This window comes from Rhodopirellula europaea 6C (assembly GCF_000338295.1).
GTDB lineage: Bacteria > Planctomycetota > Planctomycetia > Pirellulales > Pirellulaceae > Rhodopirellula > Rhodopirellula europaea.
This window is the reverse complement of record NZ_ANMO01000097.1, coordinates 196,169-217,889: the sequence shown is the minus strand read 5'-3', so window position 1 is coordinate 217,889 and position 21,721 is coordinate 196,169. Positions and strand designations below refer to the sequence as shown.

The 21,721-nt window shown below is 55.6% G+C and carries 17 protein-coding genes; 8 read left to right on the top strand and 9 right to left on the bottom strand.

All coding sequences use genetic code 11. The annotated features are described in order from the left end of the window. Positions 1 to 95: 95 nt before the first annotated feature. Positions 96 to 1,724 (top strand): alpha-amylase family glycosyl hydrolase, encoded by a 1,629-nt coding sequence (locus RE6C_RS09495; protein WP_008656008.1) that lies wholly within the window; start codon positions 96 to 98, stop codon positions 1,722 to 1,724. Positions 1,725 to 1,827: 103 nt separating this feature from the next. After that, on the top strand, positions 1,828 to 2,868 hold the full coding sequence (locus RE6C_RS09490; RefSeq protein ID WP_039961696.1) for a glycosyltransferase family 4 protein: 1,041 nt from the start codon (positions 1,828 to 1,830) through the stop codon (positions 2,866 to 2,868). Between the two features lie 219 nt (positions 2,869 to 3,087). Here the strand turns inward: RE6C_RS09490 and RE6C_RS09485 are convergent, their stop codons facing one another. After that, positions 3,088 to 3,675, bottom strand: coding sequence for a hypothetical protein (locus tag RE6C_RS09485; RefSeq protein WP_008656006.1), 588 nt, complete (start codon positions 3,673 to 3,675; stop codon positions 3,088 to 3,090). Positions 3,676 to 4,004: 329 nt separating this feature from the next. On the opposite strand from RE6C_RS09485, the gene RE6C_RS09480 reads away from it, so the two are divergent. Beyond that, entirely contained in the window at positions 4,005 to 4,886 is an 882-nt protein-coding gene (locus RE6C_RS09480) for a LysR family transcriptional regulator (protein WP_039961695.1), read from the top strand. Between the two features lie 9 nt (positions 4,887 to 4,895). Here RE6C_RS09480 and RE6C_RS09475 read toward each other — a convergent pair whose 3' ends face one another. The 3 genes from RE6C_RS09475 to RE6C_RS09465 form a co-directional block, all read right to left on the bottom strand. Further along, on the bottom strand, positions 4,896 to 6,740 hold the full coding sequence (locus RE6C_RS09475; protein WP_008656000.1) for a chloride channel protein: 1,845 nt from the start codon (positions 6,738 to 6,740) through the stop codon (positions 4,896 to 4,898). A 271-nt stretch (positions 6,741 to 7,011) separates the two neighbouring features. Then, positions 7,012 to 7,968 (bottom strand): cytochrome c, encoded by a 957-nt coding sequence (locus RE6C_RS09470; protein WP_039961694.1) that lies wholly within the window; start codon positions 7,966 to 7,968, stop codon positions 7,012 to 7,014. Between the two features lie 65 nt (positions 7,969 to 8,033). After that, entirely contained in the window at positions 8,034 to 8,492 is a 459-nt protein-coding gene (locus RE6C_RS09465; protein WP_008655994.1) for a bis(5'-nucleosyl)-tetraphosphatase, read from the bottom strand. Between the two features lie 205 nt (positions 8,493 to 8,697). Here RE6C_RS09465 and RE6C_RS09460 point away from each other — a divergent pair, with 205 nt between their 5' ends. From RE6C_RS09460 to glnD, 3 genes are all read left to right on the top strand, one after another. Then, positions 8,698 to 9,288 carry a cob(I)yrinic acid a,c-diamide adenosyltransferase gene (locus RE6C_RS09460; RefSeq protein WP_008655992.1) on the top strand — a complete coding sequence of 197 codons (591 nt, stop codon included), beginning with the start codon at positions 8,698 to 8,700 and terminating at the stop codon, positions 9,286 to 9,288. Between the two features lie 75 nt (positions 9,289 to 9,363). Beyond that, positions 9,364 to 9,723, top strand: a complete 360-nt coding sequence (locus RE6C_RS09455) for a P-II family nitrogen regulator (RefSeq protein ID WP_008655991.1) — start codon at positions 9,364 to 9,366, stop codon at positions 9,721 to 9,723. A 9-nt stretch (positions 9,724 to 9,732) separates the two neighbouring features. Beyond that, entirely contained in the window at positions 9,733 to 12,384 is a 2,652-nt protein-coding gene (gene glnD / locus RE6C_RS09450; protein ID WP_008655988.1) for a [protein-PII] uridylyltransferase, read from the top strand. Positions 12,385 to 12,818: 434 nt separating this feature from the next. Here the strand turns inward: glnD and RE6C_RS09445 are convergent, their stop codons facing one another. From RE6C_RS09445 to RE6C_RS09420, 5 genes are all read right to left on the bottom strand, one after another. Then, positions 12,819 to 13,772, bottom strand: a complete 954-nt coding sequence (locus RE6C_RS09445; protein ID WP_008655986.1) for a sugar phosphate isomerase/epimerase family protein — start codon at positions 13,770 to 13,772, stop codon at positions 12,819 to 12,821. Positions 13,773 to 13,798: 26 nt separating this feature from the next. Further along, positions 13,799 to 14,554, bottom strand: coding sequence for a class I SAM-dependent methyltransferase (locus tag RE6C_RS09440; protein WP_039961659.1), 756 nt, complete (start codon positions 14,552 to 14,554; stop codon positions 13,799 to 13,801). 169 nt (positions 14,555 to 14,723) lie between these two features. Beyond that, positions 14,724 to 15,884, bottom strand: a complete 1,161-nt coding sequence (rsgA, locus tag RE6C_RS09435; protein WP_008663989.1) for a ribosome small subunit-dependent GTPase A — start codon at positions 15,882 to 15,884, stop codon at positions 14,724 to 14,726. 3 nt (positions 15,885 to 15,887) lie between these two features. Beyond that, a complete protein-coding gene (ftsH, locus tag RE6C_RS09430) occupies positions 15,888 to 17,906 on the bottom strand; it encodes an ATP-dependent zinc metalloprotease FtsH (protein WP_008655981.1) in 2,019 nt (672 codons plus the stop codon). Between the two features lie 539 nt (positions 17,907 to 18,445). Next, a complete protein-coding gene (locus RE6C_RS09420) occupies positions 18,446 to 19,816 on the bottom strand; it encodes an outer membrane protein assembly factor BamB family protein (RefSeq protein ID WP_008655972.1) in 1,371 nt (456 codons plus the stop codon). 684 nt (positions 19,817 to 20,500) lie between these two features. On the opposite strand from RE6C_RS09420, the gene RE6C_RS32800 reads away from it, so the two are divergent. Then, positions 20,501 to 20,977, top strand: coding sequence for a hypothetical protein (locus RE6C_RS32800; RefSeq protein WP_236618066.1), 477 nt, complete (start codon positions 20,501 to 20,503; stop codon positions 20,975 to 20,977). An 18-nt stretch (positions 20,978 to 20,995) separates the two neighbouring features. Continuing rightward, a complete protein-coding gene (locus tag RE6C_RS09410; protein WP_008655969.1) occupies positions 20,996 to 21,631 on the top strand; it encodes a TIGR03067 domain-containing protein in 636 nt (211 codons plus the stop codon). The last annotated feature ends 90 nt before the right edge of the window (positions 21,632 to 21,721 follow it).

The window sequence follows — 21,721 nt, the reverse complement described above, 5'->3', positions numbered from 1 at the left end:
CTTGAATTCAGCCATCTCTGTAAAGCGTCTGGCAGCCAACAAGTTCCCGGATCTCACAACCAAGGCATTGCTTCACTATCACGACACAATCAACGATGACCGCCCCGTCACAACCAAGCACACATCGATGGTGGGAATCCGGTGTGATCTACCAAATCTATCCGCGTTCTTTCCAAGACAGCAACGCAGACGGAGTCGGCGATCTCGCGGGAATCGAGCGTCGATTGGACTATCTAGTGGGCCTTGGAGTCGATGCGGTATGGCTTTCACCGATCTTTCCCTCACCGATGATCGACTTCGGCTACGACGTTTCGGACTACTGCGACATCGATCCGCTGTTTGGCGATCTGAAGACTTTCGATCGCTTGCTCGCGGCCATGCATTCGCGTGGACTCAAACTTCTGATGGACTTTGTTCCGAATCATTCATCGGATCAACATCCATGGTTTATCGAGAGTCGTTCCTCTCGCGAAAATCCCAAACGGGACTGGTACATCTGGCGAGATGCTTCGGACGATGGGGGCCCACCTAACAATTGGATCAGCGATTTCGGTGGCTCGTCATGGGAATGGGACGCCGCAACCAAGCAATACTACTTGCACGCCTTCCTTCCTCAGCAACCCGATCTCAATTGGCGTCACCCCGGGCTTCGTGAAGCGATGCTGGACGTGTTGCAGTTCTGGTTGGACCGAGGTGTCGACGGATTTCGTATCGACGTTCTTTGGCACATTATCAAGGACGCTGCCCTTCGAGACAATCCAATCAATCCAGATTGGACTCCGGACCGCACTCAGCGAGATCAGCTGATTCAATTGAACTCAACTGACCAACCTGAAGCCCACCATATCGCGGCGGAGCTTCGCTCGCTCGCGGACAGCTATGGTGATCGCGTTCTGATCGGCGAAATCAGTTTGCCCGACGATCGACTCGCCCGTTGGTTTGGCACAGAGAAACAACCGGAAGTGCATTTGCCGGTCAACTTTCATCTCATCGAAAGCAATTGGAACGCTCAATCCCTCGGTCAAATGATCGTTGACTACGAGGCCTCTCTTCCGAAACATGGATGGCCGAACTGGGTCTTCGGCAGTCACGACGCACCGCGCATCGCCGCCCGAGTCGGTGACGCACAATCTCGAGTCGCCGCCATGTTGCTGCTGACCCTTCGCGGCACACCGACGCTCTATCAAGGCGACGAGATTGGCATCGGCGAGGTCCCCATTCCTCGCGATCGAATTCGCGATCCTCAGCATTTGCTGCAACCAGAACTGAATATCGGTCGAGATCGATCCCGCACGCCGATGCCGTGGGACGATTCCCCATCAGCCGGTTTCAGTTCCGCCGAACCGTGGCTACCGCTCAACCCCGATTCGCGACGGCGAAACATTGCAACCCAGGAACGGGAACCGAATTCATTGTTGAATTTGTACAAAGCACTGCTCTCGCTGCGGCGACGCCAAGCTGCTTTGTCAATCGGCAACTTCACACTCCTCAAAACCGGTGATGATGTGCTCGCTTTCGAAAGAAGGCATGGCGACGAACACCTGTTGATCGCGTTGAACCTCGGCGATCAAGCCCGGTCGTTGCCGGTGCCTTCAACAGCAGGCCTAGTCACGGTGCTCTGTTCCACCGCGACGCCTCGTGCAATTGACGGTACTCTCGCACCCCACGAAGGCCTCATTTTGCAATTGGTAGACAGCGAAGATCAGTCCTCGCGAATTTCATGACCGCAAGGTCGAGCAGCACCGAATCTGTTCCGTGAACGCATGGGGTTTCCCGTTGCTTGCATCTCATAAACTTCTTCGCCCCGAATCCGAAAGCAAACCTCCGATGCGAATTGCCATGCTGGCTCCCATTGCTTGGAGAACACCACCGCGAGCATATGGTCCATGGGAACTGGTCACCAGCATGCTGACCGAAGCACTCGTGAAACGTGGCGTCGATGTGACACTTTTCGCCACGCTCGATAGCGAGACATCAGGCAAACTCGATGGGGTTGTTCCGGCCCCGTACAGCGAAGATCCGTCGATCGACGCGAAGGTTTGGGAGTTTCGACATCTTGCCCACCTGTTCGAACAAGCCGACCAGTTTGACTTGATCCACAATCAAGCAGACTTTCCCGCCCACGCTTTTGCCCGACTGATCGACACGCCGATCGTTACCACCATTCATGGATTCTCATCGGATCGCATTCTACCGATGTATCAGGAATACCAAGATCTGGTTCACTACATTGCGATCAGTGATGCCGATCGCCACCCGAGCCTTCGATACGAAGCAACGATTCACCACGGAATTCCGATCGATGACTTCCCGTTCCAACCCAATCGCGGCGAAGACCTTCTTTTCTTTGGAAGGATTCATCCTGACAAGGGAGCGGCAGAAGCAATCGAGGCGGCACGTTTCAGCAAACGACCGCTCCACATGTACGGGATCGTGCAAGACGAACACTACCACGACATGCATGTCGCACCCGCGGACGACGGCGTCAGCGTGATCTATCACGGTGTCGCCGGCGGTTCGGAACGACTGAATGCATTGGGCGACGCTCGTGCTTTGTTGCACCTGATCAACTTCGATGAACCGTTTGGGCTTTCCGTCATCGAAGCCATGGCTTGCGGCACGCCCGTCATCGCGACCAATCGCGGATCGATGCCAGAATTGATCGAACACGGCGTGACGGGTTTCTTGGTCAACACTGCCCAAGAAGCGGTCCAGGCAATCGAACGCATCGACGACATTGATCGTTTCGCCGTTCGCCAATCCGTCATCGATCGTTTCTCAATCGACCGAATGGCCGACAACTACCTAACCGTCTATCAGCGCATCTGCGATAGACCACAAACGACAGACAATCAGATCGAATGTTGACCGCTTTGGTTCGCCGCGTGCTTGCGTCCAAATTGCTTGGAAATTTGCACGCGATCGTGTAGGTGATTCTGATCGAGTTGCAAAACCTTACGCTGTGGCAATCCCCCATCCCAATTTCCTAACCCAATCCTTCATAGCGCCGAGTACAGAAAATAGCGGCATCCCACAATTGCCCAAGCAAACGGCAGTAGCCTGACGAATGATGCTAGGAAAGTTGGTTCAAATGCCGCCGCAACTGCCGAACTCTTGCAAAAATGTCATGCAATACCAGTCTTTCCCGTCGTATCGGTAGCGAGATTGCGTTTGGAATGGAACACCGGGCCCCGATTGCGAAATTGCCGTGCCAGTGCACTTCAACTCGAACGATTGGGCGTTGTCGACCGCGTTGCTGAATCTAACTTGGGTACGCGCGTCCGAGTAAGGTTTCGACTTGGCGACTGCGAAGGTGCGATCTGAAATTGACTGATTCGCGGCAAGTAGCAATTTGCGCTGCCCATCCGGGTACACCATTTCAATCGAATCGAAAATGGCGGCCTCGAAGTTGGGTGCCCCATCTTGAGACTTCTGATTGTAAAGGTCGATCACCAAATCATGCGGTAAACGCCGATTGTCGATCCGCACAAACGGAAGATAAACCCGGGATAAGCCGCGTTCAATAGTCGCTTCGGTTACGACCGATGGAGATTGTCGAGCCACCTCGTTTGAAGAACGTTTCTCAAGCACAAACTTGTCATTCAAATCCACAGTCATGCAACCGGAACTGAGTGTGGCCAAAAACGCGATGGCACTCATCAACGGTTTTCCCATCACAAGCTCCTTTTGATAGACAAAAGGATTGGTATGGAAAAACGATCGGGACTGTCAAGACAGCATCGTTTGCGTCAGACCGGGCTTCCAGGTACTAGGCTCATTGAGTTTCACGCTGTTGTGTCGCATTCACATCCGAATGTTAAAGATATACTGTACGGTTTGAATGGGGCGAGCCGATGCTGGCTCGTCGCAGATTCAAATCGTTTGCGATCGCTCCACCGTATGGCGGCGGTTGGCTTTCGACAGAGGCCGAATTCAATGTGGTCCAAGATTGGTTGGTCACTGACCTCGCTGCCGCCCGTTCCGTTTTTGATTGCGATGATTCGATGGACATTGACCAACTGAAGTACTTTCAAAGCGTTGCGGAAACAAAAAGCTTCACCGAATCAGCCACGCGAATGAATCTCTCGCAGCCTGCCTTAAGTCGCTCAATCCAGCGACTCGAAGAAGAATTCGGGCAACCATTCTTTGAACGCAAACCTCGCTCGGTCGAACTGACCGACGCGGGGCTGCTGTTTCAGCGCAGTGCCACGCAGATCCTTCGAATCCTGGAAGACACGCGGGCCGAAATCACGGACGACGGTGAAACCGGCAAGATCCGCATTGGGGCGATCCCAACAATCGCACCCTACTTTTTGCCCAACCTGCTAAAGCAATTCTCGAACGCCTTTCCTCGATCGCAACTGATCGTTCACGAAAACACCACCGACGAACTACTCAAGCGAATCAAACAGGGCGAAATCGATCTCGCGATCCTTGCCGAGCCGATCTCAGAGAAGTACGTCGAAGTCAAACCGCTGATGGTAGAAGAACTGTGCTTGCTTCTTCCGCCCGATCATCCGCTCTGCGACAAAGAACGGATTAGCATGAAGGACGTGGAAGAAGAACCGTTCGTAATGCTGGACGAAGCCCATTGCTTGTCCGAGAACATTCATTCGTTTTGCCGGCAGCGTTCGTTCTTGCCCGTCGCGGTCGAACGAGCCAACCAATTGGCCACGGTTCAAGAGTTGGTTTCGCTATCGCACGGAATCTCGATGATCCCCGACATGGCCCGACGCTTGGATCGCAGCAAACGACGAGTCTACAAGTCGTTCGTCAGTCCTCGCCCCACCCGACGCATCGTGTGCGTGACCAACCCATATCGTTTCCAAAGTCGTCTGTTCGCGGAATTTCGCGATCGACTTTGCGAATACTCAAAGAACTTCTGACGCGTAATCCTACGCGTCTTCCGCGGTTTGCTTGTGTTCGACCAAGCGGCGGTTGTAGGCCGCGATCGTTTCCTTGCGACGCAGCATCCCAAGCAACTTGCCCGGCTCATTGATATCAATCACCGGCAACTCTTCCAGGTTCAATGAAGTGAACCGCTTCAGCGCCGTGTTCAGGTCGTCGTCCGGTGTGACACTGACCAAGTCGGTTGTCATGACATCGTTGGCAACGGCCAGTCGCCAAATGGAATCGTTGTACAAGTAGGTCCGCACGTCATCATCGCTGAAGATGCCGACAATTCGCTTCTGCTTGTCCACCACCGGAAAATAATGCTGCTGGTTGTCCGCCAAACAATGAACGATCTCGTCCAAGGTTGTGGCTTCCGGGATTAGCAAGACCTTTCGATCCGGGTCAAACACATCGCCCACCTTCAATCCTTCGAGAACGTCAACGATGAAATCACCACGATGAGCCTTCGAATCCATTCGCGTGGGAACTTGCCAGTGATACAAACGCCACCGGCTGCACATGACAAAGCTCAACGTCGTCACCAACATCGTGGGCACCAGCAACCCAAAGTCACCCGTCAAAGCACGGACCATGATGATCGTTGAAATCGGGGCTCGCGCGACGCCGGCAAAAAAGCCCGCCGTGCCGACCACCGCGTACGCTTCTGGCTGAGTCACAACGCTCGGGAACATCGTTTGAAAACCAAGACCAATCGCGGCGCCCAAGCAACCTCCGATCACCATCGACGGACCAAACACACCACCGGACCCACCCGAACCAATCGTCAATGCGGTGGTCACGATCTTTGCAAACACAATGATCAGCAACATCGGTATACCGAGCTCCGCCGCATTCGTCAGTGCCATCTGCAGCGTTCCGTATCCGGTTCCCAAGACACCCAGCGCGTGCATGTTGTTACCGACCATGCGGAACAATCCGATGCCAACTAAACCGGCCAGCCCAGCTCCGATGGCCGGTTTGATATGCGGCCACAGTGGCAAATCCAAGAACCGCCGTCGCGTGCCAGAAAACAATTTGACGTAGATCACGCCAACGATCGTCACCGCGATTGCCAAGAACGCGTAAGGCAACAACTCCAATGGCGAAGTCAGCGTGTGATGCAGATCGTCACCAAACAACGGCAGATACCGATACTCGATCGGCAACGCTTGAGTGAACAAGCTGTAGGCAACAATCGACGCGGTCGCCGACGGCACGATCACATCGGCTTCCATGTCCGAATCGCTGTACAGAATCTCCGCGGCGAAAACAGCACCCGCCAACGGGGCACGAAAAATTGCACCGACGCCGGCTCCCATTCCCGCGGCCATCAGAATCCGTCGGTCACGCGGTGACAGCTTCAACCGGTCGGCCAACACCGATCCCAAGCCAGCACCGATTTGCGAAATCGGTCCCTCTCGACCGCCCGAACCACCGGTCCCTAGCGTGATTGCCGACGCGATGGTTTTGACCAACGGGATCCGAGCCCGCATTTTCCCGCGACGATTATGGAACGCATCGATGACCGCATCCGCCCCCGAACCTTCCGCTTCCGGAGCGAACCAGTACACGATCGCTCCGGATACCAGTCCCCCCAGGGTCATCACCAGCACCAACATCCATGGCGAGAACACCGAGTCGGGCGGCATCATCACGGCTTCTTCGCCGGCAGCTTCCATCGGGGCGTACCCGGTGAACTGAGCCATCGCGAAACGCACGACGACTCGGCCCAAGCGATCAAAGACGATCGCACCGATGCCGACCAATACACCCACCATGGACGCCAGCACGATCCACTTTCCAGACGATTGCCCGAAGACTTCTAGAAACTCGCGGATCTTTTTCACAAGGCAGTCGGGGTGGTTGTCTCACGGGGGAAAGGACACAAAGTGCGAGCTAGGTGCGTTCCCATCAAAGACAATTCAAGGCTCACCCCAAGCGGCGTTCATTAAACGGCCCCAAGCCAAAATTTTCCAGTGACGCTTTGCGAAACTTATGAAATGAGTCCTCGCCGACATCGCTCGCGGTCACTGTGCCACATCCGCAGCAGCAAACGCATTCGCCCAAGATCAGATCTCCGCCACCCGCCCGAAATCCAACAACGGCCAACGGCTGCGACTATCGATACTGCTCGTGGCAAGCCGCGCAGCTTTGCGACACATCACCGACCGACGCACGCACCCCGTCCCAATCTTGGCGTTCAATTGCACTGACCACCCCGCTGCTGCTTTTCGTCATCGCTCGGCTCAGTTCGGCGTAGTCCGGGTCGTCGTAGTCATCCATTCCTTCTTGCACCAACACTTCGCCCAACATGGCCAGCAACTCCGCTTCGCGTTTGACCGCGTCCAGGTTGTCTTGCGTGGTGGTGGCGTCCCGAGTGTGGTCGCCCAAGGTATCGAGCAACTGTTCCGCGTATTCCATCAACGGCGAACGGTCCGCGATCATATGCCACTCGTTCAGCTTCTCTGATTTCTGCGTCGCTGTGATGCCGGCTCCGCTGACCAGATCTTGCAAATCCGCTTTGCGAAGTTTCGCTTCGTTGTAGACCTGGGTCGATCCCGCCGCGCTGTTGCGAGCGGTTCGGGCCATCACGTCGCGGGCCGTGTGAGCATCCGACTTCCAACGCACATCCTCTTTGTGATCCGAAACGACAGCAAACAACGTCGCCAGCACGGTCAAATTCAATCGAGCGTCTTGATAGCCGCCGCCGTTGAATGCCCCCGGAGTCGTGATGACCGAATCGTATCGCAGCTTGATTCGCTTGATCTCGTCTTCCAACGAAAGAGGCGAAACGAGGTTGCCCCACTTCGCCCCGCCACCCGAACTCTCGTCGGCGGCGGCTTCCGCTTGTGCCATCACCTTTTCAGCACCCGCGTCTCGAAGATTCGCCAGCGACGGTCGCTCGCCTCGAAACGCGGCAGCTGGATCGGCAAAGAAAACTCGCGAAACTTCGTCGGCGTCAAACTTTGGCGGACGAGCCCGCTGTTCCTGAGCGACGGCATCGGATCCCAAACATGCCAAGATTCCAAAAGCGACCAGGATGGTTGGCAAACGATGAAAGCAGCGCGATCGCATGGGGTCTCGATGAAAAAAGAATTTCGAAAAGAGAATTTCGATGAACGGAATCTTTGTCGCTGGTTTCAACCAGACTGTTTCGCGGCCAAGTGATCGGCAACCGCGGCCAGCAACGGATCGATCGTTTGCGACTGAATCTGATGCGGAGGCGACCAGGGCCACCATCGCGACATCTCGTGCTCGGTCAGTTCAATTTTAACGACTTGCGGTAAGAACGCCAAAAAATACCGGACGTGCTTTTGAAACGTTTTGTCTGGTTGCTTGCGATAGGTGACCGGGTAGTGCAGATCAAACTGAAAATCCGGATCAAATTCGCACTCTTCGGCGTCAATCCCGGTCTCTTCAACCAACTCACGTTTGGCCGCCGTCAGAAAATCCTCGCCTTCATCGCAATGTCCCTTCGGCAGGTCCCATCGGTCAGGATGCCGCATCAACAGAAAACGCGGCGACGATTCGCGAGTCAACAACAACACACCAGCCGCACACACCATTTGCGGTGCCGGTTCTTTCTTCCCACTTGCCATCTTGCTCCAATGCAAAACCGGTTCGGGTCGCGGAAGCAGCTCCACGGCATCCAAACCTCGCCTTATCCATTCGTTCAATCAGTCCGATCGCCAAACCAGTCCGAAAAGCGTTCAACCCCGAACAACGTTCAACGGCTCGGTCAACGACCAACGATCATCCTGACCTTCATCCCATCACTGCCACGCAACCATCACGCAACGAATCATGAAAATCTACACTCGCACGGGCGACTCCGGGACCACAGGTTTGTTTGGTGGACCACGGGTGGCGAAGGACGACACTCGCATCGAAGCGTACGGAACGGTGGATGAGCTGAACGCGACGCTTGGCCAAGTTCGCTCGGCTCTGAAAGAACCCGCGGGCCAAACATTGAAAGCAAACGACGGATTGAGCGAACTGGACGCCCGAATCGCCCAAGTTCAACACGAACTCTTTTCGATCGGCGCCGAACTCGCATCGCCGCATCCGGACCAATTCGATCTACGCGTCATCGGCCAACCTCACATTCAACGGATCGAAGATTGGATCGACGACGCTGAGCAGCAGTTGCCGCCGCTAAAGCAATTCATTCTTCCGGGAGGCTCGGTTTTGGCGTCCCATGTGCACCTTTCGCGAGCGGTTTGCCGACGTGCGGAACGGCGGGTCATTTCGCTGGCCGACGCCGTTCAAACGGAAACTCCGATCAGCGACTCCGTGATCATCTACCTGAATCGATTGAGTGACTGGTTGTTCGTTGTGTCCCGATTGGTGAACCAAATTCTGAATGTTCCGGATCAAATCTGGGAAAAACCCTGAGATTGCTCGTCTTCTCCTTGCCCGTCTGGTTCAATGACGTGGCGAGTGTACAATGATCTGAAATTCTCTGTTCGCATGTTTGTCGGAGCCGCTCCTGTGAAAAAAGTCGAAGCCATTGTTCGTCACTTCAAACTCGAAGACGTCAAGAATGCGTTGACCGAGCAGGGGATTCACGGAATGACCGTCAGCGAAGTTCGCGGGTTCGGTCGCCAAAAAGGCCACACCGAAATCTACCGCGGCACCGAGTACGCCATCGATTTCGTCCCCAAGGTCAAAATCGAAGTCGTTTGCACCAGTGACAACCTGCAAACGGTGATCGACACGATTCTGCAAACTGCCCAAACCGGACAAATTGGCGACGGAAAAATCTTCGTCACCAACCTGGAAGACTCAGTTCGCATCCGCACCGGCGAGCGTGGCGAAGAAGCGCTATAAGCTTCCCTGATGGCGTCCTCTGGTTCACTTCCTTCGTTGGCACGGCAATGTCGTGACCGACTGAATGATGGACGCGGTCGTATCGAGTCTCGATTTCGAGCCGGTTTGCCCAGTGTTCAGACGGCAACCGCGCTGACGGATCTCTATGACGATGTCATCGAGAAAATTTGGCAGGATTCGCTTGAGCGTGCCTCCTCGAGTGTCAAAGCTTCGCAACTTTCTCAACTGAGTTTGGTTGCCCACGGCGGCTATGGTCGTCGTGATCTTTCGCCATACAGCGACGCCGATTTGATGTTGCTGACCACTCGGCGAAGTGCAGCCGCCGCGGCTCAAGTCGCCAGCACATTCGTTCGTGACATCACCGATGCCGGCATTGATTGCGGCTTCTCCGTTCGCACGCCTCGCGAATGTTGCACGCTGGCGTGGGCCGACGCGAAAATTTACACGTCGCTGACTGAGTCGCGATTGTGCTTCGGCAACGAACAAACCTATGACCGCTACTTCGATCGTTTTCGCGCCGGTGCCCGTCGCCGCCGAAACTATCTGAATCATCAATCGCTGATGGCTCGTCGAGAAGAACGGCAAAAGTGGGGCGAGACCAACTACTTGTTGCGTCCCAACGTCAAACGCTCTCGCGGTGGCCTGCGAGACATCCAATTGGTTCGCTGGCTCGGGTTTGCAACCCACGGCGCAACCAGTTTGGAACAACTGAACAAACTAAACGCCTTATCGGACGAAGACTACGGAACGTTGCGACGAGCCCACGCGTTCATGCTGCGACTTCGTCATGAACTGCACTTCCGCACCAAACGAGCCCAAGACGTTTTAGATCGGCCAACCCAATTGGACATCGCCGAAGATTGGGGATACCAAGGTCGCTCGGGTGTGTTGCCGGTCGAAGACTTCATGCAGGACTACTTCGAACACACTCGCGGCGTTCGTTACGTCGCCGCTTACTTCCACGACGACACCCGCATCCGTTCGCGCGCCGCCGGCGCAGTGGAATCGGTCATGTCGCGACGGATTGACGAAGACATTCGCATGGGACCGACCCACATCTGGGTCAAATCCAACACACTCGAACGTTTCGCACAAAGCCTGCCGGACGTTCTTCGATTGATTCAATTGGCGAACCATCATTCGCGCCGGATCGCTCACCCGACTTGGCAAGCGATTCGCAAATCGATGCAGGATCGCGAAGCGACTCCGCCGGATCAACCCGCCGTCGATGCGTTCATGGAATTGTTGAAAGATCCAGGACGACTCGCTTCGCTGCTTCGACGATTGCACGAACTTCGCATCCTCGACCAACTGATCCCCGCGATGGGGCGTTGTCGCGGTTTGCTGCAATTCAATGCTTATCACAAATACACCGTCGACGCTCACTGCATTCGAGCGGTCGAAGCGGCAACGGATTTCATCGACGCTGAAAATTCCATGGGCCGTCGTTACCGGCGACTCAAAGACAAAGCCCTGTTGCACCTCGCGTTGCTGATTCACGACCTTGGCAAAGGCTACGAGGAAGATCACAGCGAAGTGGGCCGCCGAATCGCGGGCGACGTCGCCGATCTCTTCCACCTCAGTGCGGACGACAAAGACACGCTGCAGTGGCTGATTCACAAGCACTTGCTAGTCAACGAAGTCGCGTTTCGTCATGACTTGAACGACCCCGAAGTGGTCCACAAATTTGCCGCAGAAGTCGGCTCGATCTCCCGGCTGGAATTGCTGCTCATCCACACGGTCGCTGACTTGCAAGCCGTCGGCCCTGACGTGCTGAACGATTGGAAAATGGGGCTCATCGAAGACTTGTATCTTCGCGCCCGTCGCTACTTCGAAACCGGAAACCTGCCCGGCGAAAACGAAGCCGACTTGGATTCCAAGATCGAACAAGTCAAAGAATCACTCGCCGAGAAGAAGCTCGATCCGTCGTTGATCGAATTCGCCAAAGACATGCCTTTGTCATTGCTGCGGCAACACTCGACTGACGATCTGATTCACGAGATGTATCAAGTCGGCGAATGGTTGACCCAGAACCCCGGGTGTTATTGCGCCGGTGCGGTCGACCCGGCCGCCTCCGCCGTTCGGTACACGATCGTGCTTCGTCAGGGCGAACGACGGGTCGGCGTGTTCGCACGCATCACCGCGGCGTTCAGCGCTTGTGGCCTTTCGATCATGCGAGCCAACGTCGAAACGGTCGGCGAAGACCTGCTGTGGGATCAATTCTGGGTCAACGATCCAGAACTCAAACAACGCCAACCCGAATCGCGGATCGAAGAGGTTTGTCGCGTTGTGACCAAAGCTCTCGACGATCCCGATTCAGTCATGCCGACCCCACGACGAGTCTGGCAGACGCAGGGTTCAAAGGAACCTTCCAGCGTGCTGTTGCTGCCGACCAAAGTGCTCTTTGACAACGACACCTTTGACCATCAAACCATTCTTTCGATGTTTACCTACGATCGCCCCAGTCTGTTGTCAGACATCTCCGGGACGTTGTCGCAGCTCGACGTCGTGATTCAATTCGCAAAGATCGACACGCACCTCGATCAGATTGCCGACGTGTTCTACGTCACCAACTTGGACGGCAGCCCCATCACGGATTCAGACCGACAAGAAACCATCCGAAACGCCCTGGTCGACGCCGTCCGCAAACCAGTCCCCTAAACCTGTTAATCTATAGCACGGTGGTCCCCCACCGTGAATGTGCGCTCGACTTGCTGGGGGCCCCAGCAAGCTACAGATTCCTCCTCGCATAGGAGGTCGTGCAGTTTATCGAGGCCGCGTTTTAGCGGGTTTCAGCATTTGAGAACCTCTCCCGAAACGAAGTTTTTGGGGGAGGTCGAGCGACGCCGTTCAGGCGTACGTGAGGGAGGGGGCCGAGCATGGGAAGCGGCGCGGATTGCCCTCCTCCGGAAATCTCACTGAACGCTCGTTTTCAGACCCCTCCCGCTGCTCGGGCGGGGTTCTTAAGGCGTTACTGGCAGGGCACTTAAAAACTGCACAACCTCATAGCTCGGAGGGATCACAGTCATCCAACCTTTTGCTCGTCGTCCAACTGTAGCTCGGTGCTCCCCCACCGAGACCCAACCAACGTCCCCTCAAACCTCAAGCGCCCCGCGCAGCTCATCCAAGTGCCCTGGAAGAGCCTCCAACACATCAGCGTCTTCGTATTCCAACACCACGTAGCCCTGATAACCCGAGTCACGAAGAATTTTCGCGATGCGTCCGTAGTCCGCCGGAGTCTTCTCGCCCGAAGGCGACTTCGTCACCGGTTTAACTTGCACGTTGACCGCATAAGGAGCACAGGCTTCCAAGTCGCCATACGGATCGTCTGACTCAAAATTGCCCGTGTCGAGATTGATGCCCACCCATGGCGAATCGACCCGATCCATGATTTCCAGCATCTGCGTCGCCGTCAGACGCCCGTGGTTCTCCACGCCCAGAAAGACACCCTTCTTCGCCGCGTGTTCCGCGCATCGATTCACCGCCGCAACGGCTTCATCCATCCGCGTGGGTGACTTGGCAAGCTGAGCCGCTGTACCGGCGAAGAAACGAATGTGCGGTGCTCCCAAAGTCGCCGCCAAATCGATCCAACGGATCGCATCGCGAACCTCTTGCTCATAGCGTTCCCCCAAACCGACCGTGAAGTTATTACCGATCGCGGTTCCGCTGATAACAACACCACGCGTGAACGCTTGCCGGCGAAGTTCGAGCAATGACGCTTCCGTGGGAAAACCATCCGGCCCCGGCGTCATGAAGTAACCGGTCAACTCGGCCGCTTCGACGCCCATCGAAACGCAGTAGTCCAAGAAATCAGTTTGAGTCAAACCGCCGGACACGTCTCGGTCGGTGAACGAAACGTCGTCCGGAATCGGCCGAAACGTTTGTTCCTTGCCCTTCATATAGCGAAAGTAAGGGCGGAGAGAATAACCCGCGATTCCGATTCGAAATCGCGGCGGACCAGAACGCTCAATCGGCCCGCGAGCCTGCGCGATGGACGATGCAGAATGTCCGGCGAGGGTCGCCAGAGTCGCCGCGGCGGTGGTTTTCAAAAACGCACGCCGCTGTGTGACGGCCCCTAAGCTTTGCGTTCGGCGATCAAGACTCGGAACAGAGACAGCGGGTTGGACTTTTGGCATCGCATGACCTGGATTGGCAATTCGTTGAGCAATTCATCGACATTCAAATCCGTCCGCCATCCCAAGTGACGGGTCAAGCTGCCCGCCGAATCAACAACGCGAGCGATCAGTGGGTTCGGGCTTCGGAAATGATTGATGACCAAGATTTTACCACCCGGGCGACACACACGCACAAGTTCTCGCATCATTCGTTCGGGATGCGAAACAACGCTGATCGTGTGAAACGATGTCACCAAATCAAAGCTCGCGTCCTCGAACGTCAACTCCTCGGCGTTCATCGGCTGGACGGAAACATGTTTCCATCCGCGTTGCTCGATCAACTCCTCCGCTTCCGCCAACATGGACTCAGACAAATCCACCCCGGTGACATTCGCGTGCTCGGGATACGCGTCCAACGACAACCCGGTGCCAACCCCGACTTCCAAGACCTTCGTGCCCGCCGCGATGTTCAGCGAATTCAGGTTGTGCTGAATCCGGCGACGAGCCACCGCCGGCCAAAGAGCCTGATAGGCCGGAACGAGATTGTCGTAAAGCTTACTTTCGTGCGGCTTGGGTTTCGCCCCACGCGATTTCTTGGTGGTTCCGCTGCTCATCTTCCCATTTCGATCGCGAACACCCTCCCGAGCGGCCGTGCCCGCCTGGGGTCCCGTCTCCGACGCCTGATTCGAATGTGACTCGGAATCCAACTCTAACATTTCAACCTCGTCCTCAGCGAATCGACCGCGATCCTCAGACTTCCTGCTGAAATCACGAGTTGCAATCGAAAATGAACTTGAATCACCACAGCAGTTTCGCAGATTTCAAACCGCTGTCATGCCCGAACCTTCCCTTGGAGCCCAAAACCTGACGAATTTTGCGCCACAATTACATGAGTTCTTCTTCTAGCAAATGACAGTACGCGTCGTAACGCCGCGCGTCGATTCGTGCGTCGGCCACTGCGTTCTTCACCGCACAATCATCTTCGGCGAGGTGCAAGCAGTCCGGATAGCGACAGCCGCTCACGTAGGGCCTCAGATCGGGCATCAGGCCAGCCACCTCGCTCGCACTGATGTCCCACAACTGAAATTGCCGAATTCCTGGTGTGTCAAAGACCGCCCCACCATCGGCCAACGGAATCAATTGAGACGCCGTGGTGGTGTGTTTTCCCTTGTCGTTGTCACTGCTGACCGCACCGATCGCCAATCCCAAACCCGGCTGAACGGCGTTCAACAGACTGCTTTTGCCAACGCCGCTCTGACCAGCCAAAGCGGTTTGCCGGTTTTTCAACAAAGCCCGCAGGTAGTCGACGTTCTGGCCTGTCTCCGCCGACGTTGGCAAAACGCGATAGCCGAGCGACGAATAGACACCGATCAAAGGCTGCAGATCAACCAAATCAATCAAGTCAACTTTGTTGATGATCACGATCGGTTCGATCTGGCACTGGTGAGCCGTCAGGATCATTCGGTCAATCAACGCCGGCTTGATGCCCGGTTGCTCCGCACTGGCGATGATCAACATCGCGTCAATGTTCGAAACCAACACATGCTGACGACCACGGCTTGTCCGGCTGATCATTCCCGTCCGCGGTTCAACCCGCTCGATCATCCCGTCGGCTTCCGACTTCAGCGACACGCCATCGCGAGACTCCGACCGAAACCAAACCCGATCCCCCGCAACGATCACATTGCGTTGACTGGTGCTCAGCGATTTCAAAACCTGACGAACCGCACACGCATACAAAACGCCGTTGTCGCCCAGCACCTTGCTTTGCAACCCGTGAACACTCAGCACGCGGCCTTGCAACAAGTTGTCTTCATCGACCGACAACTGCACATGCATTCCCGCGGCTGACTCCGGCGTCGAATCCGCACCTTGAATCGTGCGTTTTCGGGTCAGCTCTCCTTTGCCGCTCAGCCGTTCGGATTGAACGGCGTCGTCTTGAGAATCACCTTCGCGAAAATCACGAGTCAAATCACCACGCCGCACTCGGCCCTGGTGCTTCTTACGAAAATTTGCTCGGAGGTTTCCGCTTCGCTTCTTTGCCAAGGGTCAGTCTTCGCGTCGTGCGGAAGCGTTCGAAGACCGCTCGGCGGCCCCTTCGGGAGCCATGATCTGTTCGACCTTGCCCTCTTCGTCGCCCAAACGTTTGTGAATCGAAGGACCAATCAGTTCCGTCAATTCAGCCTCGTTCAGCTCTTCACGATCCAGCAACTCACGCGTGATCGTCTCCAACTGACCGCGATGTTCTCGCAACAGTTGCTCAGCCTTCTGATCCGCTTCCATCAAGATTCGCGCCACCTCTTCATCGATCAATTCTTGCGTGTGTTCGCTGAACTGACGTTGTTGATGAATCTCGCGCCCCAAGAACGGATCTTCGTCGCTCGTCTTGTAACTGACCGGACCAATCTTTGGACTCATGCCCCAGTGCGTGACCATTCGCCGCGCGATACTGGTCGCTCGTTCCAAGTCATTTTCCGCACCCACACAAGTCTCCGTGTAGATGATCTTCTCCGCCGCACGGCCACCGAGCAACACGATCAATTGATGCTCAAGCTCTCGCTTGCTCATGCTCAATCGGTCCTCATTCGGCACATACTGAGTCACACCCAACGCTCGTCCGCGCGGAATGATCGTGACCTTGTGAACGATGTGCGAACCTTCCAAGTGCCAAGCCGTCAACGTGTGTCCGGCTTCGTGATAAGCGGTCTTTTCCTTCTCGCTTTCCAGCAAAACCTCTTCACGCTTCGCACCCATCAAAATCTTGTCGCGAGCGTAATCGAAGTCGCTCATCTCGACGATTTTCTTGTCGCCACGTGCCGCCCAAAGAGCCGCCTCGTTGACCATGTTGCGAATGTCAGCACCCGTCAGTCCAACGGTGCCAGCTGCCAAGCGATGCAAATCAACATCATCACCCAGCGGCACGTCGCGAACGTGAACTTTGAAGATCTCTTCGCGGCCCTTCATCGTCGGACGACCAACCGTCACGTGACGGTCAAAACGTCCCGGACGAAGCAGCGCCGGATCCAGCACGTCGGGTCGGTTCGTCGCCGCGATCACGATGACCGCTTGAGCCCCACCGAATCCGTCCATCTCGCCGAGGATCTGATTCAACGTCTGTTCGCGTTCATCGTGTCCGCCGCCCAAACCAGCCCCACGCTGACGACCGACCGCATCGATTTCGTCAATGAAGATGATCGATGGTGACTGCTCCTTTGCCGTCTTGAACAAATCACGCACACGGCTGGCACCAACGCCAACAAACATCTGGATGAATTCACTACCATTGACGCTGAAAAACGGCACGTCCGCCTCACCCGCAACGGCGCGAGCCAGCAACGTTTTCCCCGTTCCCGGAGGACCATTCAGCAAAACGCCTTTGGGAACTTGCCCGCCAAGCTTTTGAAACTTCTCCGGCGTCTTTAGGAAATCAACGATCTCCTGAAGGTCAGCTTTGACGCCTTCCAAACCAGCAACATCGTTGAACGTGATGACTTTGTCGGTCGCTTCAAATCGTTTCGCCGGACTCTTGCTGAACCCCGACAAAAATCCGCCGCCCATCATGTCATTTCGCGTGCGGCGAATCATCATGAAGATAAAGAAGAAAATCGCCAGCGGCAAACCAACCAGGATCAACAAATTCAAGATCGCAGCGGTGTTGTCCGGCGGCGAGAATTTCCAATCCTTGATGTTCCGCTTCTCGAGGTCTTCGGACAATTGCACGGCGTAATCCGCTCCCGCGGGACGCGTGAACCGAAAACGCTTCAGCAATTCCTTCGGTTTCTCGTCGCCGTCAGCCGATTCACTGGCCGGCATCTGCGGACGAGTCTTGAACGTTCCCGAAACCTCGATGTCGCCGATTTCCACCGACTCGATGTTGTTCTTTTCAAGCTGACTTCGGAAAAAGCTCGCCGAAATCAAAGAGGATGGCTCGGGCTGATTGAAAAACAGCATCGCGGCCAGCACGGTGATCACCAAAGCGATGATCATCGGATTGCCACCACGGCGTCCCGTCGAGAGCTCTTCCTTGTTGGATTTGTCCGAAGAGTTCGATTCGGAATCCTTTTTCATACCGTTTTATCCTCAATAGTCACTGTTCGTTGGCACTGGCGATGGCGAGTTGCGTCTCGCCAGTGCAAGGAGTGTACCGCGATGGCGGATCGTTGCCTAACCGGATGACTCGAGTCGGCCGCTCTGCCTGTCGCATTCCGTCCAACACCGGCCAATTCTCGCAAAAACCAGCGAATGCCGCTGTTCCAAACCAATTCGCGAAACTGAAGTCTAGCCCTCAAACCGCCTGGTTCGCCCAGCCAACCGATTTTTGCAGGGCGATTTCGACCGCCTGCGACAGTTATTCCAAAAGTTGTCATTGAACCGGCTTGAGACGCCGCGCCACATTGGCAGCCACCAGCGGCTGCTATGTCACATTCGCCGACCGTCAACCACCCCAAACAGAACGTTCTGATACACAACCTGTTTCCAGACACTTCAGTCGCAATCGTTCAAGCTCGCTGAGCGTCCTGTTACCTACGTCCACCCAAATCACTTCGTTCGACGATCCGACCGACAGCGGCCGAATGCCGCTGCCCCAATGACGCTCGCCAAATCGATCAACGAGTCAACTTGTAGAGATGGCTTTTCGTCCGCAGCAACAATCCGTCGGCAAACGGTACCGGGCTGGCAACGGTAAATTGCTCGTCATCGTCGACTTGGTTGGTGTGGATCAATTTCGGCTCCGAGTCACCACCGATGTTCTCCAACACCGAAGTCGTTCCCGACTCATCAGTAACGTAGAGACGGTCACCGATGACCAACGGCGAACTGCTGTAACTCGATCGAGTCCGTTCCAAAGAAGAGTCCCAAAGCGTTTCACCGGTCTCTGCCGACAGAGCCAACAACTTCCCTTTGGACTGCTTGCCATCCGAGATCAAATACACGATGCCATCGCGAGCGGCAGGCGTCGGTACATCAGACCCCACATCGTCACGCATCCACAAGATTGCATCATCGGCTGCGTTCTTGTCACTTCCCGCCTCAATCAGCTTGGCCATGTCCACCCCGGTCAATGTCGCGCCCCGAGAGTAAGGGCAAACGATGACGTTGCCCGTGATCACCGGCGACGCAATCGAACGAAAGAACTTCTCTTGACCCGGATTAAAACCACCGAGCGTTCCCAACCGCTTGCCGGTTTTGGCATCGGTCAACGTCAAGTGATCAGCCCCCAACACGGCGACGACCTTCTTGCCATCGACTTCTGTCGCGAGAGGCGTCGAATAACTTTGTGCCGCTTCTTCGGGCGCCGGAACCATCCGGTCGTCTTTCCAAACCACTTCGCCCGATTCAATGTCAATGGCGACGATGTAACTGGGACCGGTTTGCATCACCGCAACGACCACCAAATTATCCACGATCATCGGGGAAGATCCCAAATCCCACCAAAGCGTGTCCTCGCCAAACTGTTCTTGCAAATTGGTGTGCCAGAGTGGCTTTCCATCAACATCACAACACGCCAAATCACCGCTGCGAAAATAAGCCACCACGTTCTTGCCATCCGTCACAGCGGACGGGTTGCTTCCGCTGCCTTTGCGGTGCTTGTTGCCGCGGTCATCGCCCAGCGGCGTTTGAAAAGCGATCTCCATCGAATCGATGTCCACGCCCAACAAGTGATTCTGACCATCAATCCCACTGGTCAAAAACGCGCGGTTGCCCACGATCACGGGAGTACTCGCACCGCTGCCTGGAATCTTGCACCGAGTCGCTTTTTCCTCCGACCACTCCACCGGATAGTCGCCTTCGGGTGCAACGCCCTGTTGCGATCCACCTCGCCACTGCGGCCAAATCACGTCAGCGTTCTTTGAATCGACGGAAAACGATTCCGCCGCTCCAACCGTTGCGGTCGAGCCAACCGGAATTCCCAAACAAACAACCACGGCGCTCAAATGGGCCAACGAAAGCGATGCCAGAAAATGGGGCAGGGACATCAAACGGTCTCCACAAAAATGGACGGAAGGGGCGGGGCGGGAAACGTCATTGTGAAGCACCCAGCGCGCAAATGAAACCACGCAGGCCCGCTGTTCAAAGCAAATCATTCGCGCGGCCGAGGATTATTCACCGAAGTGCGTTCGCACCGGTTTCAACGAGGCAGACGGAACAAACAGCGATCGGCTCATCACCGCGCGTCTAAAAAGTAGTTTGCTCACTTCCGATGCTTCCTAAAGAATCCACCCAATCCCCACTTCCTCCAGCAGTCACACGCCGACCGCCCAATCTTCGCTTGTGGCTTCGGTTTCCCCCTCAATGATACCCCGCCGAACCTCGATGCTGATGGACACATCATTTAATCCGCTTGACCCGCATGAAAGGCGACTGCATGATCGGGAACGAATGCGTCCGTAGCGGATTCAATGCGTCGGGGCGAGCTGCGATCTTTCGATTCCTGAAGTTTGCTTTCCACAATGAACCGCGGGTTCAATGATGTCGATGTGCTCCGCGCACTCAAGGTGGTCAAACGCTGTTCCCGAACCGAATGGTTGCCAAATCATCGGCGGACCACCCTGGCTGCACACGGAGCAGGGATTGCAGCGGGATCTGAAATATTAAACTCCCCTGACCTCGGACGGTGACCACAAAATTTACCCGAATGCACAACTGCAAAGGATTGGTGGATGTCAATCATTTCACTGGTGATCGCCATCTCGATTGGGGCCCCGCCTCAACTCTCCGACAACAGAAATTTGCTTCAGAGGTTCGAGAAAGCCGGAATACAAATCCAAGGACGCGACCCGTTTGACGGCACTGGGTTATGCGGTGCATCGCTGCCCGTCCGCGTGCCGCGTGACGTCTATTACGTCTCGCTGCCGGTCCGTGGATTTACCGATGACCATCTTCGCCTTCTGGGGCGTTTCCCTCATCTCATTCAGGTGCGATGCCAGCGCCCCGTTACTGAGGTGGAGCACGAACTGATTGAATTAAACGTGCCGACGGGGGCGTGGCTGCTGTACGATGTTCGTCTCGATACTGGAGATCTAAAACAGCGGCGTTCGTTCCGCCGCGGCTATCGACTCGTTGATGAGGACGTCAACGGCGATGGAATCATTGACGAGGAAGACGGGGAAATCCTTGATGCAACAAACGTCGAGTAACAAAGTGACGCACAAAGAGTGACGACTTCACATTGTCTGGAGTACTTCGCTTCTATTCGCCAGCGTTTGACCGCCAACGTTCACCAAAAACTCCTCAGCAGAGTCACCACCATGAAGACATGTATCCCGACTTTGCTCGTGTTGGCACTCGCCTCGTTCTCCGCCGCTGATGAACCGGCAACAGAGATCCCGCCGAAAGCCGACGCCGCAATCAGCGTCGCGGACTTTCAGTATGACGGAGTCTGGAAACCAAAAGGCGCAATGCTGAGCGGTACACTCTTGCCTCCACCCGCCCTCGATGCGATCACCCTCACGCTCGCGGACGAAAGCTATGAGGTAACCGTCTCGGGCGAGGATCACTCGGACAAGGGGATTTACATGCTCGACGAAACGGTCACCCCGATGCGGATGGCAATCAAGAGTACGTCTGGTCCTAATCAAGGAAGAATCATACTCGCGGTCTACGAGATCAAAGGGAAAGACGCGATGCGAGTCTGCTACGATCTCTCGGGTGCTTCCTTTCCGAAGGAATTCAAAGCACCGAAGGGATCCGGTCTCTATCTCGCTGGCTACCGGCGTCAGAAACTCGAACCTTCTGACAACCAACGCACTGGCCCAGAACAGAACCGCACCAAAGTCTTTAACGATAAATAAGCGGCACAAGGCCGCAAACCCTCGCGTGCACCGGAGCGACCGTGGCCATTCGATCGCGAAGACGATGGCCGCTTGCCCCGCCCAGTGATG